The sequence below is a fragment of the Streptomyces sp. NPDC049887 genome (assembly GCF_040656535.1).
Taxonomy (GTDB): Bacteria; Actinomycetota; Actinomycetes; order Streptomycetales; family Streptomycetaceae; genus Streptomyces.
The window spans coordinates 387,927-410,920 of the sequence record NZ_JBFAMM010000002.1 but is presented as its reverse complement, the minus strand read 5'-3'; the positions used below and the strand labels follow the sequence as shown (position 1 = coordinate 410,920).

The 22,994-nt window shown below is 72.0% G+C and carries 23 protein-coding genes; 18 read left to right on the top strand and 5 right to left on the bottom strand.

Going from position 1 to position 22,994, the window contains the following annotated elements:
- Positions 1–303 precede the first annotated feature (303 nt).
- Entirely contained in the window at positions 304–699 is a 396-nt protein-coding gene (locus AB0J10_RS03970; RefSeq protein WP_363057486.1) for an STAS domain-containing protein, read from the bottom strand.
- 128 nt (positions 700–827) lie between these two features.
- Here AB0J10_RS03970 and AB0J10_RS03965 point away from each other — a divergent pair, with 128 nt between their 5' ends.
- The 4 genes from AB0J10_RS03965 to AB0J10_RS03950 all read left to right on the top strand — a co-directional run bounded on the left by AB0J10_RS03965 (position 828) and on the right by AB0J10_RS03950 (position 9,943).
- Positions 828–1,163, top strand: a complete 336-nt coding sequence (locus AB0J10_RS03965; RefSeq protein WP_363057484.1) for a helix-turn-helix domain-containing protein — start codon at positions 828–830, stop codon at positions 1,161–1,163.
- Positions 1,164–1,435: 272 nt separating this feature from the next.
- Positions 1,436–2,674, top strand: a complete 1,239-nt coding sequence (locus tag AB0J10_RS03960) for a PP2C family protein-serine/threonine phosphatase (protein WP_363057482.1) — start codon at positions 1,436–1,438, stop codon at positions 2,672–2,674.
- Positions 2,675–3,013: 339 nt separating this feature from the next.
- Positions 3,014–7,306, top strand: a complete 4,293-nt coding sequence (locus AB0J10_RS03955; RefSeq protein WP_363057480.1) for a HAMP domain-containing protein — start codon at positions 3,014–3,016, stop codon at positions 7,304–7,306.
- 84 nt (positions 7,307–7,390) lie between these two features.
- Entirely contained in the window at positions 7,391–9,943 is a 2,553-nt protein-coding gene (locus AB0J10_RS03950; RefSeq protein WP_363057478.1) for a SpoIIE family protein phosphatase, read from the top strand.
- 264 nt (positions 9,944–10,207) lie between these two features.
- Here the strand turns inward: AB0J10_RS03950 and AB0J10_RS03945 are convergent, their stop codons facing one another.
- Entirely contained in the window at positions 10,208–10,519 is a 312-nt protein-coding gene (locus AB0J10_RS03945; RefSeq protein WP_269727092.1) for a DUF4235 domain-containing protein, read from the bottom strand.
- Between the two features lie 264 nt (positions 10,520–10,783).
- Between AB0J10_RS03945 and AB0J10_RS03940 the strand changes: the two genes are divergently transcribed.
- The 6 genes from AB0J10_RS03940 to AB0J10_RS03915 all read left to right on the top strand — a co-directional run bounded on the left by AB0J10_RS03940 (position 10,784) and on the right by AB0J10_RS03915 (position 16,110).
- Positions 10,784–11,932 (top strand): aromatic acid exporter family protein, encoded by a 1,149-nt coding sequence (locus AB0J10_RS03940; protein ID WP_363057476.1) that lies wholly within the window; start codon positions 10,784–10,786, stop codon positions 11,930–11,932.
- A gap of 162 nt (positions 11,933–12,094) precedes the next feature.
- On the top strand, positions 12,095–12,460 hold the full coding sequence (locus AB0J10_RS03935) for a DUF6479 family protein (RefSeq protein WP_363057474.1): 366 nt from the start codon (positions 12,095–12,097) through the stop codon (positions 12,458–12,460).
- 84 nt (positions 12,461–12,544) lie between these two features.
- Positions 12,545–12,721, top strand: coding sequence for a hypothetical protein (locus AB0J10_RS03930; protein ID WP_363057472.1), 177 nt, complete (start codon positions 12,545–12,547; stop codon positions 12,719–12,721).
- Positions 12,722–12,816: 95 nt separating this feature from the next.
- Complete coding sequence (locus tag AB0J10_RS03925; RefSeq protein ID WP_363057470.1) at positions 12,817–14,361, top strand: FAD-dependent oxidoreductase; 1,545 nt, start codon at positions 12,817–12,819, stop codon at positions 14,359–14,361.
- 244 nt (positions 14,362–14,605) lie between these two features.
- Positions 14,606–14,980, top strand: a complete 375-nt coding sequence (locus tag AB0J10_RS03920) for an STAS domain-containing protein (protein WP_363057468.1) — start codon at positions 14,606–14,608, stop codon at positions 14,978–14,980.
- Between the two features lie 29 nt (positions 14,981–15,009).
- A complete protein-coding gene (locus AB0J10_RS03915; RefSeq protein WP_363057466.1) occupies positions 15,010–16,110 on the top strand; it encodes a glutamate--cysteine ligase in 1,101 nt (366 codons plus the stop codon).
- A 219-nt stretch (positions 16,111–16,329) separates the two neighbouring features.
- On the opposite strand, the gene AB0J10_RS03910 is transcribed toward AB0J10_RS03915, so the two are convergent.
- The 3 genes from AB0J10_RS03910 to AB0J10_RS03900 form a co-directional block, all read right to left on the bottom strand.
- Positions 16,330–16,545: a CsbD family protein gene (locus AB0J10_RS03910; RefSeq protein WP_363057464.1), complete on the bottom strand. Its 216-nt coding sequence runs from the start codon at positions 16,543–16,545 to the stop codon at positions 16,330–16,332.
- Between the two features lie 78 nt (positions 16,546–16,623).
- Positions 16,624–17,604 carry an SRPBCC family protein gene (locus AB0J10_RS03905; protein WP_363057462.1) on the bottom strand — a complete coding sequence of 327 codons (981 nt, stop codon included), beginning with the start codon at positions 17,602–17,604 and terminating at the stop codon, positions 16,624–16,626.
- Between the two features lie 4 nt (positions 17,605–17,608).
- Entirely contained in the window at positions 17,609–18,418 is an 810-nt protein-coding gene (locus tag AB0J10_RS03900; RefSeq protein WP_363057460.1) for a histone H1-like repetitive region-containing protein, read from the bottom strand.
- 153 nt (positions 18,419–18,571) lie between these two features.
- On the opposite strand from AB0J10_RS03900, the gene AB0J10_RS03895 reads away from it, so the two are divergent.
- From AB0J10_RS03895 to AB0J10_RS03860, 8 genes are read left to right on the top strand one after another with little or no spacing between them, the layout of a single operon-like run.
- On the top strand, positions 18,572–18,868 hold the full coding sequence (locus tag AB0J10_RS03895; protein WP_363057458.1) for a gas vesicle protein: 297 nt from the start codon (positions 18,572–18,574) through the stop codon (positions 18,866–18,868).
- 27 nt (positions 18,869–18,895) lie between these two features.
- Positions 18,896–19,378, top strand: coding sequence for a gas vesicle structural protein GvpA (locus AB0J10_RS03890; protein ID WP_363057456.1), 483 nt, complete (start codon positions 18,896–18,898; stop codon positions 19,376–19,378).
- Positions 19,379–19,381: 3 nt separating this feature from the next.
- The gene (locus AB0J10_RS03885; protein ID WP_363057454.1) at positions 19,382–20,095 is read left to right on the top strand and encodes a GvpL/GvpF family gas vesicle protein; all 714 of its coding nucleotides are present in this window, start codon (positions 19,382–19,384) and stop codon (positions 20,093–20,095) included.
- Between the two features lie 9 nt (positions 20,096–20,104).
- Positions 20,105–20,359 (top strand): gas vesicle protein GvpG, encoded by a 255-nt coding sequence (locus tag AB0J10_RS03880; RefSeq protein WP_363057452.1) that lies wholly within the window; start codon positions 20,105–20,107, stop codon positions 20,357–20,359.
- A 20-nt stretch (positions 20,360–20,379) separates the two neighbouring features.
- Complete coding sequence (locus tag AB0J10_RS03875; RefSeq protein ID WP_363057599.1) at positions 20,380–20,847, top strand: gas vesicle protein; 468 nt, start codon at positions 20,380–20,382, stop codon at positions 20,845–20,847.
- Positions 20,840–21,814, top strand: coding sequence for a GvpL/GvpF family gas vesicle protein (locus AB0J10_RS03870; RefSeq protein ID WP_363057450.1), 975 nt, complete (start codon positions 20,840–20,842; stop codon positions 21,812–21,814). Before AB0J10_RS03875 ends, AB0J10_RS03870 begins: the two co-directional genes overlap by 8 nt.
- A gap of 14 nt (positions 21,815–21,828) precedes the next feature.
- Positions 21,829–22,176: a gas vesicle protein gene (locus tag AB0J10_RS03865; protein ID WP_363057597.1), complete on the top strand. Its 348-nt coding sequence runs from the start codon at positions 21,829–21,831 to the stop codon at positions 22,174–22,176.
- Positions 22,166–22,573: a gas vesicle protein K gene (locus AB0J10_RS03860; protein WP_363057448.1), complete on the top strand. Its 408-nt coding sequence runs from the start codon at positions 22,166–22,168 to the stop codon at positions 22,571–22,573. The genes AB0J10_RS03865 and AB0J10_RS03860 overlap by 11 nt, the downstream gene beginning before the upstream one ends.
- The last annotated feature ends 421 nt before the right edge of the window (positions 22,574–22,994 follow it).

Sequence of the window (22,994 nt, the reverse complement as noted above, 5' to 3'; positions counted from 1 at the left end):
CCCGCCCCGGCGCGCGCGGGGGGCGGCGGCCCCGCCCCGCGCCGTCCCCCGGCGCGCCCGCGCGCGCCCCCCCCCCCCCCCCCCCCCGCGCCCCCCCCCCCCCCCCCCCCACCGCGGGGTGCCGGTGCCTCGGCGGCACGGCGCCCGCCGGCGAGCGCGGCTCCTGGAAGGCGAGCAGGGCTTCCGCCCGGCGGCCCGGGCCCCCGCGTCCGCTCCGGCCCGCGGCCGGGTGGGATCCGCGTCGGCGGTCACGGCGTGTGCCCGCCGTGTACGTTCCCCGGGACGCCCGGTGACCCCGGCTCCCTACCGCGGGCAGGGGAACTGGGAGGCGGTGCCACTCAGGTCGAGGAGCCGCACCACAGCGGGGCTTCGGGCGCCGAGGGTCATGCATTTCCCCCGGTCCCGCGCCTCGTCCCGCACCCCGAGGAGCACATTGAGTCCCGAGCAGTCCAGGAAGGGCACGCCCTGGAGGTCCAGCTCCAGGCCGGTGCGCGACCGTCCCAGTGCCTCCCGCAGGGCGAGCCTCAGCACCGGAGCCGTGTCGAAGTCGAGCTCACCGCGGATCACCACCACCAGGCGCCCGTCGCTCCCGGGGTAGGTGTCCGTCGTGAAGGGCGGCGGGGTCGCCGCCGGGGCTGCGGCAGCCGCTGTCGCCGCACCCCACGATCCGGATCCGTGTACGTACTCATGCTCTGCCATGGCGGCCTCTCCCAAGTCCACCGGTCTTCTCCCCTCCAAGGTCACCCCCGAGCATGTGACCCGTCAAGAGTTACACGAAACTCTGTTCATGTCTTCTCTTGCGTCCTCTTCGGCCATAGGATCAAGCCATGGGTGCAGTTCCAGAACCGCACAACGGGTGGACGTTCATCACGAACCACGCCCGTGTGCTCGCCGCCATCGCCGACAACTCGAACGTGCGCATCCGGGACATCGCAGCGCACTGCCGACTCACGGAGCGGGCCGTACAGAAGATCATCGCCGACCTGGAACAGGCGGGGTATCTGTCCCACACACGTGAGGGGCGCACGAACAACTACCGCATCGAGCAGGCGAAGGTGCTGCGGCACCCGGCCGAGTCGGGGCTCACGGTGGCCGCGCTGCTCTCCCTGCTCGTCGCGGACGAGGCCGACCGCGTCGTCGGCCCGGAAGCCGAGGCGCGCTGACCCCCGAGGTCCGGGCGCGGCTCGCGGGCTGAAGGCGCCGGGAATGCGCGGCATGCGCTCCGGGCCCGCAGCGGCTGCCCGCCATCCTGCGGACCGCCCCGGGCTCGTCTCCGGACCTCCGGTCGGCAGGCCGGTCCCCGTCCCCCGGCGAAGCGTAGGCTGAGGTCGCAGGCGGTTTCTCGCTTCTCGTCCGCCGCGCAGCAGGACTGTGGCCCTCTCGTACGTCGAGGTCGACGGGCGGACGCGGGCCTTCTCCTCCCGATGGGCCCGTCATGGCGACGCACGACACCAGCCGCATGCTGAGCGGGTTGCTCAGAGCCTCACACCTGGCCACCTTCGAGCAGTTGCCGGCCCTGGTGGCCGAGAGCGCCCGGTACGCCGGCCTGGACGACGTCCGTGTCTTCGTCGCCGATCTGCAGCAGGACTACCTGCGAGAGGTCACCGGCCGTGGCATCGACGCCGGTCTGGACGGTCAGGAGCTGCGCATCGACGCCACCATGGCGGGCAGGGCGTTCATGACCGCCCAGGCGCTGCCCACCGTGATCGAGGACCGGGAGCAGCACTGGCTGCCGGTCCTGGACGGCACCGAGCGCCTGGGGGTGCTGCGCGTCGACGCCCGGCCGGACGGGAGCGGCGGCGCCGCCGAGGCGATGGAGGCGCTGGCGTCGGTGGTGGGTCTGCTGCTGGTGTCCAAACGAGCCAACAGCGATTCCTTCGCCCGTCTGACCCGGGTGCGTCCCATGACGGTCTCGGCCGAGATGCAGTGGACCCTGATGCCGCCCCGGACCTTCGCCAACGGCACGGTCACCATCGCCGCGCAGATGGAACCGGCGTACGAGACCGCCGGGGACGCGTTCGACTACGCCCTGGCCGCCGACGTGGCCCACCTCGCCGTCTTCGACGCCATGGGGCACGACACGGCGGCGGGCCTGACCGCGAACCTGGCGATGGCCGTGTGCCGCAACCAGCGTCGTCACGGCGCCTCGCTGCCGGACGTGTGCCGGGCCGTCGAGCAGCTGCTGGTCCGGCAGTTCGGCCATGCCTGCTACACCACGGCCCTGCTGGCCGACCTCGACCTGGTCACCGGCCGCCTGACGTGGGTCACCTGCGGTCATCTGCCACCGGTACTCATCCGCGACGGCCGCTGGGTCACGCATCTGGAATGCCCGCCGCACCACCCGCTGGGCACCGAACTGGGCATGCCGCTCACGGTGTGCCGTGAGCAGTTGCAGCCCGGCGACCGGATCGTGCTGTACACGGACGGCATCACCGAAGCCCGCGATGCCGCCGGCGAGGAGTTCGGACTCGGCCGTTTCGTCGACTTCGTCATCAGGCGTCAGGCGGACGGACTGCCCGTGCCGGAAACCCTGCGGCGGCTCATTCACGCGGTCCTCGACCACCACGACGGCAAGCTCAAGGACGACGCCACCGTCCTGATCTGCGAATGGCACGGCAACCGCCAGACAGCCGCGCACAGTGACGGGGCGCCGGGTCACCGGGCGGAAGCCTGACGGCGACCGGACGGGGCGCCACCGCTCCCGCCCGCGCGGGTGGCCGCGGCGCCGCGGAACGCACCCCGGGCGCCCGCGAATCCCGGTCCACCGCGGCGCCGAAGGACGTCGAGCCCCGCCCGCACACCCCGGTCCGCCGCCGCCCGGCGACCGTCCGATACGCCGGGCGCTGTGCACACGCAGGACCGCGGCACGGTACGCTGCCTCGTATTTTGTCGCACGACAACGGTTTCCGGACCGGTCGTGCGGCGGGGCACGGGGGTGGGCCCTCCGCCGGGGGGCCGCAGCGCTCCACCCGTCGTCGGCGGGCGGAGACGGGTCAGGCTAACGAGGGTGGTCATGGCTGAGACGACGGTGGGGAAGACGCGTCCGGTGCAGCGCACGGGGCACGACGGGGGCGCCGTGGGAGAGCCCGAGCTGCGGCAACTGCTGGCCGGGCTCACGGCCGTACGGGACGGGGACTTCGGCACCCGGCTCCCGGACGACGCCGACGGCCTGCTCGGCGAGATCGCCGGTGTGTTCAACGGCATGGTCGACCAACTCTCGCTGTTCACCTCCGAGGTGACCCGGGTCGCCCGCGAGGTCGGCACCGAAGGGACGCTCGGGGGCCAGGCCGAGGTCCCCGGTGTCTCGGGAACGTGGGCCGATCTGACCGACTCGGTGAACGCGATGGCGGGCAACCTCACCACGCAGGTGCGGGACATCGCCCAGGTGGCCACGGCGGTGGCGCGCGGCGACCTGTCGCAGAAGATCGACGTGGACGCGCGGGGGGAGATCCTGGAGCTGAAGGAGACCATCAACACGATGGTCGACCAGCTCTCGGCGTTCGCCGACGAGGTCACCCGCGTCGCCCGCGAGGTCGGCACCGAGGGCCGGCTGGGCGGGCAGGCCGACGTCAAGGGCGTCTCCGGCACCTGGCGGGACCTGACCGACTCCGTGAACTTCATGGCCGGCAACCTCACGGCCCAGGTGCGTTCGATCGCCCAGGTGGCGACGGCGGTGGCGCGCGGCGACCTGTCGCAGAAGATCGACGTGGATGCGCGGGGGGAGATCCTGGAGCTGAAGGAGACCATCAACACGATGGTCGACCAGCTGTCCTCCTTCGCCGCCGAAGTGACGCGCGTCGCCCGCGAGGTGGGCACCGAGGGCCGGCTGGGCGGGCAGGCCGACGTCAAGGGCGTCTCCGGCACGTGGAAGGACCTCACCGAGTCGGTGAACGTGATGGGCGACAACCTCACCGCCCAGGTCCGCTCCATCGCCCAGGTCACCACGGCCGTGGCCCAGGGCGACCTCACCCAGAAGATCCGCGTGGATGCGCGGGGGGAGATCCTGGAGCTGAAGGAGACCATCAACACGATGGTCGACCAGCTGTCCTCCTTCGCCGACGAGGTCACCCGCGTCGCCCGCGAGGTGGGCACCGAGGGCAACCTCGGCGGCCAGGCGACGGTCCGCGGTGCCTCCGGTACCTGGAAGGACCTGACCGACAACGTCAACGTCATGGCCTCCAACCTGACCGGGCAGGTCCGTTCCATCGCCCAGGTGGCCACCGCCGTGGCCCGCGGCGACCTGTCCCGGAAGATCACGGTCGAGGCCAAGGGCGAGGTCGCCGCGCTGGCCGAAGTGATCAACACCATGGTGGACACGCTCTCGGCGTTCGCCGACGAGGTCACCCGCGTCGCCCGCGAGGTGGGCACCGAGGGCCGGCTCGGCGGCCAGGCCCGGGTACCGAACGTCGCCGGCACCTGGAAGGACCTCACCGACCACGTCAACTCCATGGCGACCAACCTGACCAACCAGGTGCGCAACATCGCGCAGGTCACCACGGCCGTCGCCAACGGCGATCTGTCGAAGAAGATCGACGTGGATGCGCGGGGGGAGATCCTGGAGTTGAAGACGACCATCAACACGATGGTCGACCAGTTGTCGTCGTTCGCCGCCGAGGTCACCCGGGTCGCCCGTGAGGTCGGCAGCGAGGGGCGGCTGGGCGGCCAGGCCGAGGTCGAGGGCGTCTCCGGCACCTGGAAGCGGCTCACGGAGAACGTCAACGAGCTGGCCGGGAACCTCACCCGCCAGGTCCGCGCCATCGCCGAGGTCACCAGCGCCGTCGCCGAGGGCGACCTCACCCGGTCCATCACCGTCGACGCCTCGGGCGAGGTCTCCGAACTCAAGGACAACATCAACGCGATGGTGGAGTCCCTGCGCGCCACCACCCGCGCCAACCAGGAACAGGACTGGCTCAAGACCAACCTCGCCCGGATCTCCGGGCTGATGCAGGGCCATCGCGATCTGGCGGTGGTGGCCGAGCTGGTCATGGACGAGCTGACCCCGCTCGTGTCCGCCCAGTACGGCGCGTTCTACCTCGCCGAGGAGACCCGGGACGACACCGAGCTCCGGCTCGTCGGCTCCTACGGCCGCCCCGCCGGCACGCCCGGCCAGGACCGGTTCAGGCTGGGCGAGTCCCTGGTCGGCCAGGCCGCCCTCAGCCGCCGTACGATCGCCGCCGACAACGTGCCGGGCGACTACGTCATCTCCTCCGGGCTCGGCCGTACCACGCCGGGGAGTCTGATCGTGCTGCCCGTCGTGGTCGAAGAACAGGTCCTCGGCGTCATCGAACTGGCCTCGTTCACGTCCTTCACACCGGTCCACCGGGACTTCCTCGGCCAGCTCATGGAGATGATCGGCGTCAACGTCAACACCATCGTCGCCAACGCCCGCACCGACGAACTGCTCGGCGAGTCGCAGCGCCTGGCGACGGAGCTGCAGTCCCGCTCCGAGGAACTGCAGGTCCAGCAGGACGAACTGCAGCGGTCCAACGCCGAACTGGAGGAGAAGGCCGCCCTGCTGGCGGACCGCAACAGCGCCATCGAGGGCAAGAACCTCGAGATCGAGCAGGCCCGTCAGGAACTCGAGGACCGCGCCCAGCAACTCGCGCTCGCGTCCCGGTACAAGTCGGAGTTCCTGGCCAACATGAGTCACGAGCTGCGCACCCCGCTCAACAGCCTGCTGATCCTCGCCCAGTTGCTGGCCCAGAACCCGACCCGCAACCTCACCCCCAAGCAGGTCGAGTACGCCGGCATCATCCACTCCGCCGGATCCGATCTGCTCCAGCTCATCAACGACATCCTCGACCTGTCCAAGGTCGAGGCGGGCAAGATGGACCTCAACCCGGAGCGCATCGCGCTGCGTCCGCTGCTCGACTACGTCGAGGCGACGTTCCGGCCGGTGACGACGCAGAAGAGCCTCGACTTCACCATCTCCACCGCGCCCGGTGTCCCGGCCGACCTGGTCACCGACGACTCCCGGCTCCGCCAGGTACTGCGCAACCTCATCTCCAACGCGGTCAAGTTCACCGAGCGCGGCAGCGTCGAACTGCGCATCGAACCGGCGTCCGACGGCGAACTGCCCGACTCCGTCCACCGCGGAGGCGCCGTGGTGGCCTTCCGCGTCAAGGACACCGGCATCGGCATCGCCGAGCAGCAACTGGAGGTCATCTTCGGTGCCTTCCAGCAGGCGGACGGCACGACCAGCCGCAAGTACGGCGGCACGGGCCTGGGACTGTCCATCAGCCGTGAGATCGCGCATCTGCTCGGCGGCGCGGTGACCGCCGAGAGCGCACTCGGCCGGGGCAGCACCTTCACCCTCTACCTCCCCGTGGCACGGACCGGCTTCCAGAGCCGGACCGACGACCCAGCCCTCCCCCCGGCCGGGACCGGGGAGGCAGCGGAGGCCAACGAGGGTGAGCGGCCCAACGGGGTCTTCGGCGCCGCCCGCGCCCGGCAGCCCCGGCGGCTCCTGGTGATCGAGGAGCGCCCCCGCGGTCTGCTGTCGCTCGTGGCCGAGAGCGCGGTCGGCGAACTCGCGGGTGGGGACCTGCCCGACCGCGACGACTTCGAGGTCGTCGCCTCGGTCGGGCCGGAGGAGGCGGCCGCAGCCCTCGCCACCGACCCCTTCCACTGCGTGGTCCTCGAACTCGACATGGCCGACGGGCGGGCCCTGCGCTTCCTCGACGCGATGGACGGGGACGCCGCGCTGCGGACCGTACCGGTACTCGCCCACAACAACCGCCGGCTGGACGCGGCGGACGAGCACGCCCTCCAGTCCCGCGTCCACGAGCGGCCGCTGGAACTGCTGTCCAGCCTGGACGAACTCCGCGAACGCATCACCCTGTACCTCTCGGCCGAGCAGCCCGGGGACGTCGTGCCGTTGGTCAGGGCGGAGGAGAGCCACCAGCAGCCACCGAGTGCCGCCGGGGGACTCCAGGGCCGTACGGTCCTCGTCGTCGACGACGACGCCCGCAACCTGTACGCGCTCAGCGGCATCCTCGAACTGCACGGCATCCGCGTGCTCCACGCCGAGAACGGCCGCCAGGGCATCGACAAGCTGGCCGAGCACCCCGAGATCGACCTGATCCTGATGGACGTGATGATGCCGGAGATGGACGGCTACGCAGCCACGTCCAAGATCCGACAGATGCCCGAGCACACGGCGTTGCCGATCATCACGGTCACGGCGAAGGCGATGCCCGGCGACCGGGAGAAGAGCCTCGCCGCGGGGGCCAGCGACTATGTCACCAAGCCCGTGAACGCCGACGACCTCGTGGCCTGCCTCCGCAGGTGGCTCAGTGCCCCGTGACACACACCGCACCGCGGTGAACGACCCGTGCCGGAGCACGCACGGCCTCCCTCACCACCCTCACCCCGAGGAGTCCGCAGCGCCATGAGCCGAACCGAGCCCGCCGGGAACCCGCCCGGTGACGACGCGCTGCTCGCCCCCGGGGCCGTCCCGGCACTCGGCGCGGGGGTGCCGTCCGGTGCCTGGCCGGGGCCGGATCCGGCGCACGGCACGGAACCGGGAGCGAGTCCGCTGCCCCCGGGGGCGGGCGCGCCCGGTGCACCCCACGACCCCACCGGGCCGGGGGAGACGGGGGACCGCACCTCCAGCGTCGGCCGTCTCGCGGCCACCGTGGAACGGCTCCGCAAGGAGGTCCGAGCCGCGCACGCCGCCGCCGACGGGCGGGCCCTCGTCGAGCTCGCCAAGGGCGTTCTGATCGAACGCCTCAGCTGCGGGCCCGCCCAGGCGGCCGCCCAACTGGCCGAACTCGCCGACCAGGCGGGCCTTTCGCAGCTCGAACTCGCCGCGGACATCATCAACCAGGCCGCCCGCGACGAAGTCGCGGAGATCGCGGGCGAGTTCGTCCGGCGCGCCCAAGGACACCGGGACGCGGACACGGAGGGACCGGGCCGGTCCGTCTCCGTCCGGCTGCGCACGGCCGAGAGCGCCGCACTGGCCTCGGGCGACACCCAGGCGGTCGCCGAGTCGCTGCTCGAGCACGCCCTCGTCCCGCTGGGGGCGACGGCCGTGGCCGTCTGGACCGCGGGGGCGGACGGCTCCCTCTCGCTCAGCGGCCACGCAGGCTTCAGCCCGGACGAGGCGGCACGCTGGCGCTACGTGCCGCCCGGCGTGGCCACCGTCGCCCGACAGGCGCTCGGCGAGCGGCGCCCGGTGCACGTTCCGTGCCTCGCCGAGGCGGGAGTGCCGTCCATCGGCCACGGCCGAAGCGCGGAGGGCGGCCGGATCGCCCTCCCGGCCGGAACCGGCGGCAGGATCCACGGAGTTCTGGAGATCTGCTGGCCGCAGCTGCTTCCCGACCGGGGGCCCGCCGTCGAGCGCCAGCTCGACGCGCTGGCCGAACTGTGCGCACACACACTGGAGAGCGCACCCGCAGGCGCGGGTCTCCACGCGCCGCGGGAGTCCGCCGGCGTGGCCGAGCTCGTGGAGCTGTCCGAAGGGCTCCACGACCCCGCGCTCGTCCTCACCCCGCACCTCGACGCCCAAGGCCATCTCACCGACTTCCGGGTCCGCCACGCCAACAGCCGTTTCCTCGACCCGGCGGGCCGGCCCCGCAGCGCCGTCGGCGGCGCCCTGCTGCTCGAGGCGTACCCCATGGCAGCGGCGGACAGCGACCTCTTCGACAAGGTCGAACGCGTCTACGCGACGGGTGAGCCGTTCCGGGCCCGGCGGATGACCCTCACCGCTCTCGTCGACCAGGTGCCGCTCGACACCGTCGCCGACCTCAGCATCAGCCGGCACGGCCACGCCGTGCTGCTCATCTGGCGCATCGAGGACGAGACCGCGCGCCTGGCCAGTCTGCTCCAGCACGCCCAGCGCCTCGGGCGCATAGGGGGCTTCGAGGAGAACCTGGTCAGCGGCGAAGTCACCTGGAACGGGCAGCTGTTCGCCCTGTACGGCCGCGCCGTCACCGACAGCCCCGTCCACCTGGAGGATGTCTCCGCCCACGCGCACCCCGACGACGCGGTCACCATCGGCCGATTCCTGCAGGCCGTGCTGCACCACCGACGGCCCGCCTCCACGGCGTTCCGCCTGCGGCGCCCCGACGGCGTCACCCGGCACATCCGGGTCATCGCCGAACCCGTCCTCGACGCCGAGAACCGCCTCATCGCCGTGCGCGGGGCCTATCAGGACATCTCCTCGCAGCACTGGACCGAGGTCGCGCTGGCCGCCACCCGCGACCAACTGGAGCACACCGAGAAGGAGTCGGCCGAGCGCAACAGGCTCGCGCTGCAGCTCCAGCACGCCATCATGCCGCCGCGCCGCGCACCGCTCGACGCCCCCGGCCTCGAGGTCGCCGTCCGCTACCGGCCCGCCGAATCGGAGTCCCTGGTCGGCGGCGACTGGTACGACGCGGTCGTGCTGCCGTCCAAGCGCATCCTGCTGTGCGTGGGCGACGTCGCCGGGCACGGCATCGAGGCGGCCACCGGCATGGTCGTGCTCCGCAACGCCGTGCGCGGCCTCGCGGTCACCGGCGCCGGCCCGGCCCAGCTGCTGTCCTGGCTGAACATCGTGGCGCACCATCTGACCGAGCACGTCACCGCCACCGCGGTCTGCGGCCTGTACGACCCCGAGACCCGCGTGCTGCGCTGGGCCAGGGCAGGGCACCTGCCCCCGGTCCTCGTGCGCGGTGCCGACGCGACCACCCTCCCCATGCCCGGTGGCCTGCTCCTGGGCGCCCTCGGCGACGCGCAGTACGAGGAGTCCGACGTCCAACTGGAGCCGGGCGACACCCTCCTGATGTACACCGACGGCCTCGTGGAGCGCCGGGACACCTCCGTCCACGACTCCCTGACCCAGTTGCTCGGCACCGCCCGGACCGCGTCCGCGACCCTGGAACGGCGACTGGACCACCTGCTCACCCACAGCAAGTCCGACACCGACGACGACACCTGCCTCATCGGCGTCCGGGTGCTCTGATCGGGCGCGCGGGACCGGGGACGGGCGCCCTCGGGGGTGGTCCCGGAAGCAGGGGCGCGTCGCCCCGGCTCCGCGTGGCGGGGGCCTTCCCGTCCCGCCCCGCGGCGCTTCGTCGCCTCCGCGGCCGACGTCCGGGCGGCGCCGGGGACCGTCCTTCGCGGGCGGGGGAGGGCGGGTCGGCGAGGCCGGTTCCGGTCCGGTGGCGGAAGTCCCCGGGGACCGCGCCGAAACCACCCCCGCCCAGCCAGGGCGATCCGCCGGGCCTCAGTCCCTGCCGGTCCTGTCGCCGCTCGGCCAGACACCGGTCGCGCGGTGCACGGCCTTGGCGCCGGACCGGTCGACCACGCTGCGCACGACGGCGAAGATGGCACCCTGCACGGCCGCCGCGAGCAGGATCTCGCCCCACTTCCGGTCGGGGTCCAGGGCGTCGGGCGCGTCGTCCTCGTGGCGCAACGCCTTCCACGCCTTCTGGAAGGCCAGTCCGGCGAGCGCGCCGCCACCCCAGCCCAGGGCGAAGCCGACCGGCTTGTAGACGAGCGGGACCTTGCCCTTCCGCTTCAGCTTCATCTTGTTCATGTGTCCCCCTTCACCTGTTTCGCGCTGTGCACACCTGGTCGTACCGCGTGGGCGCGCCGTGCACACCCACGCCCCCGCCATCCGGCTCTCCGACTGGCGCGTGCCCCCTCCGGCACCCCGTACACGTGCCGTTTCGCCCCACGGCGCCGCGGGCACCCGCCGCGTCGCAGGCACCGCGGGCCGGATGCCCGCCCGGCGGCGGCCCGTCGCCACCGGTGGTGCGGGTGCGAGGAAATCCGACCCCGAGCGGAACGGGAGAGACACGTGCAGTGGTGGCGTCGGCTGCGTTGGGAGGCGGCGGCTGTAGGGCGATCGGTGCTGCGGGCGGTGCGAGGGCCCGGGCGCGAGCGCAACACCCTGGTCCAGTCGATGAAGGCGGCCGCCGCGGCCGTACTGGCCTGGGCGGTGGCGGGCTGGTGGTGGGAGGCGCCCATGGCCCTGATGGCACCGTGGGCCGCCGTGGCGCTGGTGCAGAGCACCGTCTACCGCTCCCTGGTGTCCGCCGTGCAGCAGGTCGTCGTCATCGCCTTCGGTGCGGCGCTCGCCGCCGGTGCGGCCGCGGCCACGGGAAACAGCACCGCGGCGATGGTGCTGGTCCTGCCCGCCACCGTGCTGCTGGGCAACTGGACCCGCTTCGGTACGCAGGGCATCTACGCTCCCACCACCGCCCTCTTCGTACTGGCCTACGGTTCCACGTCCTTCTCCGACGTGGGGCACAGGTTGCTGGAGACGCTGGTCGGAGCCCTCGTCGGGATCGGCGTGAACGCGCTCGTCCTGCCCCCGGTGCACCTGAAGGACGTACGCGCCCATCTGGACCGGCTGCCGCGGGACACCGAGCGGCTCCTGCGCACCATGGCGGCAGGCATGGAGGACGGCTACGAGCGGGCGGACGCCGAGCGCTGGCACGATCACGCGCGCGCCGTCCACGGCAATCTGAGGGCCCTGAGCGAGGCACGCGGCTGGACGCGGGAGAGCTACCGCCTCAACCCCGGCCACCGCCTTCGACGGCGTGGCCCCGCCCTCCCGCCCACCGAACTGGACACCGCGTGGGAGCGGGTCGCCCACCACCTCATGTCCCTGACGCGCCTCCTCGCGGACGCCGCCGGCGACACCCCCGCACTGCGCCCTCCCCATGTCGATGCGCTGGGGCCCCTCGGCGAGGTACTGCGCCGAGCGGCCGATGCCTGTGTGCCGGCAGCGGTGCCGGTGAGCGTTCCTGCTCGCGACCCCGAGGCGGAGCCCGGGCTCGCCCCGCGTCGGGAGGAGGCGTTGTCGCGAGCGTGGAGCGCTCACAGCCGCCTGAAAGCCCTGGTCATCAGCGAGGACCAGGAGACGGCCACCTCTCTGGGCGGTGTGGTGGCCGAGACCCAGCAGCTGCTGTACGCCCTCGAGCCGAGTGACACGCAGGCATGACGGACGCCGGTCGGACAAGGCGGTGTGTGTGTCGTGTGATGTGCGGGGCAGGCGGATTCCTGAAGGCCGGTGCGGGCCGGCCGCCGGGGCGTCGTCCCCTTGTGGGGTGCGTGCGCCGCGGCGGGCGGTGCTCGTCGCCGGCACCAGCGGAAGGCGGAGGACATGAATCCACTGATCGTCGGTACGGACTCCCTCGTTGTCGAAGCAGCCGGCAATCCCGCCGTGGGCGGCATCGGGCCGTTCGTCGCGGGAGTCGTGATCGTCGCGGTCCTGATCGGGGTCATTCCGTGGGCGATCCGGCGTCGCAGGACGCAGCCGCGCCGGCCGTTGCCGTCCGAGCAGCCCAGGCGCCCGGCGGGACGCACGCACATCGAGGAGAGCCGGAACTCGGATGGCGAGACCTTTCCCGACGACGGCTCCCGGTTGAACCCGCATCAGCTCAGGTCCCGGAGCGCGCACCCCGGCGAAGGTCCCCGGAACGACGATCGGGGCGGCGGCTCGTTCGGCAGCGGTGGACTCGGTGGATGACCGCAGCCGCCGCGGGGCGTGGGTCCCACCGCTCTCCGAGGCATGAAATCCATGTGACGTCGAGGGATGAGGAGGTATCCGGGCATGAAGGGCACGCAGCGGAAGGACGTACCGCGCACCGCTTTGGACGAGGTCGGGAGGGAGGTTCGAGAGGCGGCGGCCGACGTGACCGAAGGCGGCCGGGGGCGAGGAGCGGGCGATGCCCTCACACCGAACGAAGCGGCCCAGGAAGAGGCGCAGGGCGACCGCCCGGACCGTTAGCGCCGCGTCGGGGGAGGCGTTCATCCACCGAGTGCCGGGAGCCGCCGGGCCCGTTGTCCGCGGCGACCGACCCCACCCCGACAAGGAGCACACTGATGGCGATCTCCGAGCGGCCCGCTGGTTCCCTGTGGGCGGAATACGATCCGGGGCCCGAGTACCCGTCTCTTCACGAGGACGTCCGCGCCGATGTCGCCGTGGTGGGCGGCGGCATCGCCGGACTCTCCACCGCGTGGGAGCTGGTCCGTGCAGGCCGGCAGGTCGTGCTCGTGGAGGCCGACCGCATCGCCCGGGGCGTCACCGGCCACACATCGGCGAAGGTGTCGGCGCTGCAGGGCACGGCGTACAGCCGAATACGTTCGACGAGGGGCCCCGACGCGGCCCGACTGTACGCGGACTCGCAGGCCGACGCGGTACGCCACGTCGCGGCGGTGGCCCAGCAGCTCGGCGTCGACTGCGATCTCGGACATGTTCCCGCCTGCACGTACGTCACCCGACGGGCTCAGGCGGACCGCATGTGCCGTGAGGCGGAGGCCGCGGCGGAGGCCGGGCTGGCGGTGTCCCTGCTCCGGAACGTCGACCTGCCCGTCCCCGCGGCCGCCGCCGTACGCCTCGACGACCAAGTGCAGTTCCATCCGCGCAAGTACCTGCTGGCGCTCGCGGCGGACTTCGTGCGGCGCGGCGGCACGATCGTCGAACGCACCCGCGTCACCGGGCTCGACGAGGGAGATCCGTGCCGGCTGACCACGAGCGCAGGCAGGACCGTCGACGCGCGCGACGTGGTGGTCTGCACGCACTACCCGATCTTCGACCGGGCCCTGCTCTTCACCCGCCTGGAGCCCGTCCGCGAGGTCGTCGTCGCGGGGCCCCTGCCACCCGGGGGCGCGGAACCCGTCGGCATGCTCCTCACAGAGGAGCAAGGCACCCGTTCCGTGCGCACCGCTCCCCACGAGAGCCATGGGCGCATGCTCGTCGTCACCGGGGAGAAGTTCACCCCCGGTGACCCGAAGGACGCCGGTGCCGCCGCTCACTTCGACCGCCTCGAACACTGGGCAAAGCAGCACTTCGGGGACTTCGCGGTGACCCATCGCTGGGCGACGCAGGACGCCTTCTCCACGGACCACGTGCCCTACGTGGGCCGACTGCACCCCCTGACCCGGCGGGTCCACGTGGCCACCGGTTTCGGCGGCTGGGGCATGAGCGGGGGAGTGATGGCGGGCCGGCTGCTCGCGGAGCAGCTGACCGGCGGCTCCTCGCCCTGGGCCGGCCTCTACGACCCCGTACGGCTGCACCCGAGCGACGCCCCGAATGCCATGAGGCTGTGGGCGAAGACAGCCAAACACCTCGTGGGTGACCGGCTGCCCGGCGGTCACGCCGACTCCGTGGACGACATTCCGCCCGGGGGCGGCGCGGTGGTGCGGGGCTCCCACGGCGGCCTTCACGCCGTGCACCGGGACGCGTCCGGTCGCCTGCACCGCCTCTCCGCACGCTGCACCCACCTCGGCTGCATCGTGCACTTCAACGATGCCGAGACGGCCTGGGAGTGCCCGTGCCACGGCTCGCGTTTCGACGTGGACGGCGAGGTGCTGCAAGGTCCGGCCGTCCGCCCGCTCGAACAGCGGAACGGCGAGGACACCGACTGAGAGGCTCCCGACCGCCGTGGCGCGGGCGGATCGACGGCAGTGGTCCGCGGCCGAACGGGGCCGGGACGGGTGTCACTCGTACGGCCGGTGGGCGCCGGGACGCACAGACCCGCAGCGCCCCTGTGCGCGGACGGCCGGAGTGCCGTCGAGGACCGCGGTGGCCGGGTGCGCGCGGCCACCGGACGGGGCACGGACGACGCCGGTCCGTCTGGAAGTCGGCCGCCGAGTTTGCTAGACGTGGGGGATGCCTGAACCTGACCACACCCCATCGGCCCCGGACACCGTGCTCGGCGTCCTCAGCTGCGGCCGTCGTGGAAACGCCTGGGTCGTCACCCTGGGCGGCGATCTCGGGCCGGATGCGCTGGCCGGCGTATCGCGGCAGCTCGACGACGTGGTCGACGAAGGCCGGGCGGTCGTGGTGGACACGAAGTCCGTGACCTCCGCCGACCCGGCCATGCTCACCCTCCTCATGAGGCTCCGGGACGAGGTGTCACTCTATGTGGCCGCTCCTTCGCCTCCGGTGCGGGCGCTTCTCGAGACCGCCGGGCCGCACGCGTCGCTCCGAACCGCCACCTCGCTCGGCGAGGCCCTGGACGCGCTCGGCGCCGGGTCCTCCTGACCGCCGGCACCGGCGAAGGAGTGCGTGCCGTGCGCAGCGTGGGAGTGGAGGAGGAGCTCCTCCTGGTGGACGCGGAGAGCGGTGAGCCCCGCGCCGTCTCGGCGGCCGTTCTGGACGCCGCCGCCAGGGAGAGCGCGGGGGAGCAGCAGGTCTTCGAGTCGGAGCTGCAGCGTGAGCAACTGGAGTTCGCCACCCGGCCGCAGACCCGGATGGAGGAGCTCGCGGCCGAGATCCGCCGGTGCCGGGCCGAGGCCGCGCGGCACGCCGAGGACACCGGCGTCGCCGTGGCGGCGCTCGGCACGTCTCCCCTGCCGGTCAGTCCCTCCGTCGCCGTGGGCAGCCGGTACCACTGGATGGCCGAGCGCTTCGGGTTGACCCTGCAGGAGCAGCTCACCTGCGGCTGTCATGTCCACGTCTCGGTCGACTCGGACGAGGAGGGCGTCGCGGTACTGGACCGGATCCGCCCCTGGCTGTCCGTTCTGCTCGCCCTGAGCGCCAACTCGCCCTTCTGGCAGGGGAGGGACAGTCGCTACAGCAGCTATCGCAGCCAGGTGTGGGGGCGGTGGCCGTCCGCCGGCCCCGCGGGGATCTTCGGCTCGGCCGACCAGTACCACCAGCAGGTGCGTGACATGATCGGCACCGGCGTCCTCAGGGACGAAGGCATGGTCTACTTCGACGCCCGGCTCTCCCACCGGTATCCCACGGTCGAGGTCCGAGTCGCGGACGTCTGCCTGAACCCGGACTCGACGGTGCTGCATGCGGTCCTCGTCCGCGGGCTGGTGGAGACGGCCGCCCGGCAGTGGCAGGCGGGGGAGGCCCCGGCGCGACACGGCGAACACCTGCTGAGGCTCGCCGCATGGCAGGCCGCCCGATACGGCCTCGGAGACCGGCTGCTCCACCCCCTGTCGATGCGCCCCGCTCCCGCCGAAACGGTCGTCCGAGCACTCTTCGATCACGTGAGAGACGCCCTCGACGACCACGGGGACACGAAGCCCGCCCAGGACGCGCTGGCCGGACTGCTCAGGGACGGGAACGGCGCCGCCGTCCAGCGCGCCGTCCTGGAGCGCACCGGAAGCATGCGGAGCGTCGTCACGGAGTGCGTGCGCCTCACCGGCGAAGGAAGTGCCTGACCGGCTCGTCGATCAACCGCCGTACGCGGGGCGACGGCAGCCCGAAACGCCTTCCCGCGGCGCGTCGTTCGCCGATGTCTCGGCTGCCCTTCGCCCCGGCGGGCGACGTACGCGTCACGGGCCTCCCCAGTGGGAGGCCCGTGGTGGGGAGGACGTCGACCCGCTCCCGGGAGTCATCCGGTTCCGGGCTTCCGGGACCGGGTCCCGCGCGGGGAGCCCTCACATGTTCTTGCGAGCCTTGCCCTTCAGCTCTTCGGCGGTCCCGCGGACCGTCTGCTCGGCCTCGGCGGCCTTCTCCTTGCCCTTGCCCGCCAAGCGGTCGGAGGTCCCTTTCGCGCGGAGCTCCTCGTTGCCCGTGACCTCGCCGGCCTTCTGCTTGGCCTTGCCGACGGTCTCCTGGGCCTTGCCGCGGATCTTCTTTCCCTGTGCAGCCATGTGACATCAGCCCCTTGAGCGTCCGAACGGTTCGTCCGCTACGCCATTGCTGCTACCTCGGGCCAATATCCTCAAACCTCATTTGACGTATTCGTCCTCATCCTGGTCCTCGTCCTGGTCCTCTTCGTCGTACTCGTCCTCGTACTCGTCGTCCTCGGGACCCTGGTCCTCGTCCGCGTATTCCTCGTCCTCCTCCTCGTCGTATTCCTCGTCCTCACCGTCGCCCTCCTCGTCGTACTCGCCTTCCTCCTGTTCCCGTTCCTCGTCCTCCAGTGCCTCTTCGTGGCTGCGGACCACCTCACCGTCACGTATTTCCCCACGCCACCCCTCGGGCTCCTCCTCGGCGAAGGTGACATGGCGGACGAACTTCTTGAAGTCCAGCCGCAGTCGCCGGCCTTGGGCGCGCCAGAGATTTCCCGTCTTCTCGAAGAACCCGGACGGGTAGTACTCGACGATGAGCACGATCCGCGTGAGGGACGGCGTCACGGAGTGGAAGCTGACGCAGCCGCGTGTGGTGCCCTTGGCGCCCTCGGACGTCCACATGATCCGCTCGTCGGGTATCTGCTCCTGAACGGTCGCCTTCCAGCCCCTGGTCGAGGGCCCGACCTTCACCTTCCAGTCGCTGTGCACGTCGTCGCTGTCCTTCGACACGCTGCGCACACCCTTGGTGAAGTCGCTGAACGCCTCGTACTGGGTCCAGTGGTCGTAGGCTGTGCGGATCGGCACGCCCACGTCGTGGACCTCGAGGATTTCCGTGGACTTGCCACCGCCGGATTTCCGTTTGCCCTTGCCGCCGCCGAGCAGATCCTGGGCCTTGCCCACCACGTTGTCCTTGACGTCCTTGGCCTTGCTCCCGATGACGGCCTTCATGACGCCGCCGGGCAGCGGGCCGCCGTTCTCGGCCGCGTCGAGCAACTGGTCGGTGAGATCGGAGAGTTTGTCCCCGGCCTTGTCCGCCAGACTCTCGACCTGGGCGCCGAGGAAGTCGACCAGTTCGTCGCGCAGCAGGTCGAGGCCGGAGGCCTCGCCGCCCTTGGAGCTCCGTGCTGCCTTGGCCATGGCCCTACCTCCGCCGTCCGGCCGTCTTCTTGGCGGCCGACTTGCGCGGAGCCGCCTTCTTCGCCGCGGTCTTCTTGGCGGGTGCCTTCCTGGGTGATGTCTTCTTCGCGGCGGCCTTCTTGGGCGCCGCCCTCTTGGCGGTGGTCTTCCGCGCGGGTGCCTTTTTCGCGGGTGTCTTCTTCGCCGCGGCCTTCTTGGCAGCCGTCTTCTTGGCAGCCGTCTTCTTCGCGGGCGCCTTCTTCGCCGTACCTCGCCTCGCGGGCCGAGCCGGGGCCTTCTTGGCGGCCGTCCTGCGCGAGCCCGGCTGCTGCCGTCCCCTTGTGGCGCCCCGGCGGCGTGGCGGCTCCGGTTCCTCCTCCTCCGGTTCCTCCTCCTCCGTCTCGGCTTCGGGCTCCCCCTCTTCCTCGGGCTCTTCCTCCTCGTCCTCTTCTTCCTCTTCCTCTTCCTCGGGTTCCTCGTACTGGTCCTCGTCCTCGTCCTCGTACTCCTCCTCCCCGCCCTTCTCCCCGAGGTGGAGCGTGCGCTCATGGAGCGAGTCCGCCAGATCCGCGAGCTTGCGGTCCGCCGTCGCCGTGATGGCCCTGCGGCCGGCATCCAGCAGCTCGCCCCGTATCTGTTCGTTGAGCTCGGCCACTTGCGGCACGTCCTTCAGCCTGCGCAGCCCTTCCGCCGCCAGCTGCTGGGGGTCCAGGCCGAAGCGCCGCCCTGCGATGTAGGTCGCCATGGCGAAGGCGAGTCGACCCTTCTTGGCGCGTCCCAGCAGGTATCCGCCCGCAACCGCCGCCGCGAGAGCCATCTTGGTCGTGTCGTTCATGAACTGTTCCCTTCGCAAAGGGCGTTGAGGGAAGGCAGGGAAGACCGCAGCCACCGCAGGGCACCGCCCCACACACGACTCACATGTCCCTATATAGTGAAATTGTAGGTTCACATGTGGAATGTGGCGTCCGCTCCGTCCCGGAGAAACGACATGGCCCCTGCAGAGCAGCCCGCGAAACGCAAGCGCAAGGACACGGCCGCCCGGGCCATGCGCTCCGCGGCGCAGCAGCTGGCGCAGCTGCTCGGGCGGCCGCCCGAATCGGTGTCGGCCCTCAGACCGACCGAGGACGGCTGGGAGGCCGATGTGGAGGTCGTGGAACTGGAGAGGATCCCCGAGACGACCAGCGTGATGGCCAGCTACCGGGTCACCCTGGACAAGGAGGGTGATCTGGTGGCTTACGAACGCAAGCGCAGATACACCAGAGGGCAGATCGACCGCAGGCCCTGAGCGGTCGGCCCGGTGAAGGGAGGCGCCATGACCGTGGTGCCGCAGGGCGGAGGCGGTGTCTCCAGGGGTGGCAGCAGCAGCCTCTACGACGTCCTGGAACTCATTCTCGATCGCGGACTCGTCATCGACGTCTTCGTGCGGGTCTCGCTCGTCGGTATCGAGATTCTGAGGATCGACGCCCGTATCGTCGTGGCCAGCGTGGACACGTACCTCCGCTTTGCCGAGGCGTGCAACCGCCTCGATCTGGAGGGTGGCAAGAAGCCGTCGCAGCTGACCGACCTCGTCGGCGACACCGTCGAGAAGGGCGCCCACGGCAAGTCCAAGGGCGCGCTCTCGGGGGCGGTGGAGGCCGTGACGGGCAGCCTCAAGGGCGACGGGGAAGAACAGGACGAGCGGGAAGGGCAGGACGAGCGGGACGAGACGGAGGAGCAGGAACGGGAGCCCGTGGCACGGAGGCGGCGCACGGCGACCCGGAGGCCCCGGCGTTCGAGGGAACGCGAGGAGGACTGACCCATGGCCGTCTATGTGTACTCCGTCGTCGGAAAGCAGCATCCGCTCCGGTTGGACGGCGTCACCGGAGTCGGCGACCCGCCGTCCCCACTGCGTACCGTGACGTCAGGATCACTGACGGCGGTGGTCAGCGACGCTCCCGAGGACCTGCGCCCCAAGCGCCGTGATCTCACGGCGCACCAGGAGGTCCAGAACCGGCTGATCGCCGACGGCACGGTCCTGCCCTTGCGGTTCGGACTCACGGCGCCGGACGACGACGCCGTCAGGGAGGCCCTGGAGGAGCGGGCGGCGGATTACGCGGACCGCCTCTCCGTGCTGGAGGGCTGCGCCGAGTACAACCTGAAGGTCAAGCAGGACGAGGAAGCCCTGCTGCGGCAGATCCTCGAGGACTCCCCCGAGGCGCGGGAACTCAACGACGCGGTCCGGGGCGGCAGGGCCGGCCCCGACGTGTCCCTGGCGCTCGGTGAACTGGTCGCCAGGGAGGTCGAAGCGCGCCACGCGTCCCTGGCCGCCGGAGTCGTCGAGGCGCTCCGACCCTTCGCCCGGGACCAGCAGACCTCCCAGCCCACCGGTGAGGACTTCCTCAGCGTCTCCTTCCTGGTGGCAGAGGAGCAGGAGGAGTTCTTCCTCACCACCGAGTTGAGCGTCGCGAACCAGATGGGGGACGACTTCGAGTTCCGGCTCAACGGCCCGCTCCCCCCGTACAGCTTCGTCTGAGGTGATCCCATGGGCCTGCTCACGCAGATCGTGACCCTTCCGCTGGCGCCCGTGCGCGGGGTCGCCTGGGTGATGGACCGGGTGCTGGAGGCGGCGGAGAACGAGTACTACGACCCCGAGCCCGTGCAGCGGGAGCTGGCGGCGCTGGAGGCGCGGCTGCGCGCCGGGGAGATCGACGAGGAGACCTTCGACCGCCGCGAGGACGAGCTGCTGGACCGGCTCGAGGAGATCAGGGAGTTCCGGCAGGAGCGGGGTCTGCCGTGACCGATCCGCTGGCCGGCAGGATGGGGTCCTATCCGTCCAGGGCCGCGCCGTACGGGCAGAGCTCCACCGCCAATCTGGCGGACATCCTGGAGCGCGTGCTGGACAAGGGGATCGTCATCGCGGGCGACATCCAGATCAATCTGCTCGACATCGAGCTGTTGACCATCAAACTCCGCCTGCTGGTCGCCTCGGTCGACAAGGCCAAGGAGATGGGCATCGACTGGTGGGAGCACGATCCCGCGCTGTCCTCGCGGGCCCGCGGTGGCGAACGTTCGCTCGCCGAGGAGAACCGGAGGTTGAGGGCCGAGGTCGAGGCCCTGCGCCGGGGCGAACCGCTGCCTGAGGGCGGGCGCCGTTCCGTTGCCGGCGAGCGGTCCGTTCCCGCCGAGGAGGCGGAGGGGGAGCCGGCCGAGGCCGAACTCGTCGAGGAGGAGCCGCCGAGGCGGTCCCGCCCGGCTCGGCGCACCGGGAAGGCACGCGATGAGTGACCGCGTCAGCTACGTCTATGCCGTGCTGCGGGAGGCGCCCGGCCTGCGGGAAGCCGTCGCCGAACTCGTCGGTGTCGCCGAAGGGCCCGTACGCCTGCTCCCCCTCACCGGTGGTGCCCGGCTGCTGATCGCGGTGAGCCCCGTGCCGTCCGAGGACTTCCAGGAGGAGGCCCTCAAGCGGCACCTGGAGGACCTGCGATGGCTGGAGTCCGTCGCCCGCGCCCACCACGCGGTGATCGAGCAGCTCTCAGCGCGCACCACCGTCCTGCCGTTGCGCCTGGCCACCGTGTATCTGGACGACGAGCGGGCGAGGAGTGCCCTGGACGCGCAGCGGGAGTCGCTCGCGGAACGGCTGTCCCACCTCGCCGCCCATGTGGAGTGGGGTGTGAAGATCTACGTCGAGCCGTCGGCCTCATCTGCCTCCGAGCCCGCCGAACCGACGGGGTCCGAGGAGCTCAGCCCGGGGCGGGCGTACCTGCGCACCCGCAAGGCCCAGCGCACCGTTCGGGACACGGCCCACCGCGCGGCGCGGACCGCGGCCGAGCGAATCGAGGAGACGGGTCGCCGCCACGCCGTCGGCCGGGCCCGTCATCGCGTGCAGCAGGGCGAACTCGCGGCCGCACCGGGCGAGAACGTCCTCAACGACGCGTACCTCGTGCCGCGGGACCGGGCCGAGGAGTTCCGCGACGAGGTCGGCCGTGCGGCGGAGGGCCTGGACGGGGTACGGGTCGAACTCACCGGCCCCTGGGCGCCGTACTCGTTCGCCACCCCGCCGGACACGCCGGAGCCGGAGGAAGCAGAGCCGGAGGAAGCGGCGCAGGCGCCACGAGGCGGGGACACGGCCGGGGGCGAATCAGGTGATGCGGCCGGGCCGAGGGGAAACGCCGGCCGGGCGAGCGGCGAGCCAGGGGAGTCCACGGCCCACTCACGGGCGCCCGCCGGGTACGAGCGGGGCGCGGAGACGTGACGGAGCCCCGCCCGCTGCCGGCGACGTCTTCCCGGCCCTCGGAGACCGGATCCGCCCTGCCGGACCGTCAGGTCGCCCTCATCGACCTGCTGGACCGTTTGCTCAGCGGGGGTGTCGTCCTGACCGGGGACGTGGTCCTGTCCATCGCGGACATCGATCTCGTACGCATCTCGCTCCGTGCCCTCATCATGTCGATCCGCTCGTCGGAGGGCGCCGACGCCTCGGCGGGCACTGCCTTTCCCGGGAGCGGCGCCTCGGCGGGCAGTGCCATTTCCGGGAGCGGCGCCTCGGCGGTCGGGGGTCTCCCCCGGCGCGCGACGGAGAGCGGTGACACGGCAGGGGGCGGTGGCGGTGACCCCTGAGGCGGAGGGGGAGCGGGGCCGCCGCTTCGACGAGGTCGCCGAAGCCGCGGCCAGGGCTTTCCGCCTGCTGCCCGCCGCGCCGCAGGACCTGCCCGCGCCGGGCCGGGCCGCGCCGTCACCCGCCCGCAGGATCAGCGCCGACCCCGACACCGTGGAACGCGACCTCGTGCGGCTCGTCCTCACGCTCGTGGAACTGCTCCGCCAGCTGATGGAGCGTCAGGCGCTGCACCGGGTGGACCAGGGCGACCTCTCCGAGGAGCAGGAGGAGCGGCTGGGGGCGACGCTCATGATCCTCCACGACCGCATGACGGACCTGTGCGCCCAGTACGGGCTGACGATGGAGGACCTCAACCTGGACCTCGGGCCCCTGGGCCCCCTGCTGCCGCCGGCCGACTGAGCGGGGGCGGCGTCCTCGCCGCGGCCGCCCTTCGGACCACGCCCCGCCGTGCGGGCAGAGCGGCCAGTCCGGATGTCCTCACGGCACCCTCCGCATCCGCGCGCGTGTCGGACGGGACTCCGGGTACGCGAGCGCCCATGGACACCAAACCCTCGGGCCGGACGGTCCGGGCCGCCCGGGAAGCGCTCGCGGACGAGCCGTGCGAACGGGTGACGAAGCAGCCTCGCACGGCGCTCCGCCACGGCATGGCGGGAGCCGCCGGGCTCTGTACGGGGCGCGGCGGCTCTCGTCGGCTGCCTCGTACTCCTGCTCGGCGGGGAGGCACCCGCGTGGGCCGCCGGGCCGCCCGCCGCCGCACCGGCGGCCGCCGCGGTCCTGGTTCGGTCCGCCGCCCGGAGGGAGTGTGTCCCCTCGGCATCGG

Bases quoted from the DNA above. Each gene is read 5' to 3' on its own strand.
- AB0J10_RS03905 (WP_363057462.1), bottom strand. From the start codon at position 17,604: ATGGCCAAGGCAGCACGGAGCTCCAAGGGCGGCGAGGCCTCCGGCCTC.
- AB0J10_RS03920 (WP_363057468.1), top strand. From the start codon at position 14,606: ATGCCTGAACCTGACCACACCCCATCGGCCCCGGACACCGTGCTCGGC.
- AB0J10_RS03895 (WP_363057458.1), top strand. From the start codon at position 18,572: ATGGCCCCTGCAGAGCAGCCCGCGAAACGCAAGCGCAAGGACACGGCC.
- AB0J10_RS03925 (WP_363057470.1), top strand. From the start codon at position 12,817: ATGGCGATCTCCGAGCGGCCCGCTGGTTCCCTGTGGGCGGAATACGAT.
- AB0J10_RS03960 (WP_363057482.1), top strand. From the start codon at position 1,436: ATGGCGACGCACGACACCAGCCGCATGCTGAGCGGGTTGCTCAGAGCC.
- AB0J10_RS03880 (WP_363057452.1), top strand. From the start codon at position 20,105: ATGGGCCTGCTCACGCAGATCGTGACCCTTCCGCTGGCGCCCGTGCGC.
- AB0J10_RS03950 (WP_363057478.1), top strand. From the start codon at position 7,391: ATGAGCCGAACCGAGCCCGCCGGGAACCCGCCCGGTGACGACGCGCTG.
- AB0J10_RS03900 (WP_363057460.1), bottom strand. From the start codon at position 18,418: ATGAACGACACGACCAAGATGGCTCTCGCGGCGGCGGTTGCGGGCGGA.
- AB0J10_RS03875 (WP_363057599.1), top strand. From the start codon at position 20,380: ATGGGGTCCTATCCGTCCAGGGCCGCGCCGTACGGGCAGAGCTCCACC.
- AB0J10_RS03945 (WP_269727092.1), bottom strand. From the start codon at position 10,519: ATGAACAAGATGAAGCTGAAGCGGAAGGGCAAGGTCCCGCTCGTCTAC.
- AB0J10_RS03890 (WP_363057456.1), top strand. From the start codon at position 18,896: ATGACCGTGGTGCCGCAGGGCGGAGGCGGTGTCTCCAGGGGTGGCAGC.
- AB0J10_RS03935 (WP_363057474.1), top strand. From the start codon at position 12,095: ATGAATCCACTGATCGTCGGTACGGACTCCCTCGTTGTCGAAGCAGCC.
- AB0J10_RS03955 (WP_363057480.1), top strand. From the start codon at position 3,014: ATGGCTGAGACGACGGTGGGGAAGACGCGTCCGGTGCAGCGCACGGGG.
- AB0J10_RS03885 (WP_363057454.1), top strand. From the start codon at position 19,382: ATGGCCGTCTATGTGTACTCCGTCGTCGGAAAGCAGCATCCGCTCCGG.
- AB0J10_RS03870 (WP_363057450.1), top strand. From the start codon at position 20,840: ATGAGTGACCGCGTCAGCTACGTCTATGCCGTGCTGCGGGAGGCGCCC.
- AB0J10_RS03930 (WP_363057472.1), top strand. From the start codon at position 12,545: ATGAAGGGCACGCAGCGGAAGGACGTACCGCGCACCGCTTTGGACGAG.
- AB0J10_RS03910 (WP_363057464.1), bottom strand. From the start codon at position 16,545: ATGGCTGCACAGGGAAAGAAGATCCGCGGCAAGGCCCAGGAGACCGTC.
- AB0J10_RS03965 (WP_363057484.1), top strand. From the start codon at position 828: ATGGGTGCAGTTCCAGAACCGCACAACGGGTGGACGTTCATCACGAAC.
- AB0J10_RS03970 (WP_363057486.1), bottom strand. From the start codon at position 699: ATGGCAGAGCATGAGTACGTACACGGATCCGGATCGTGGGGTGCGGCG.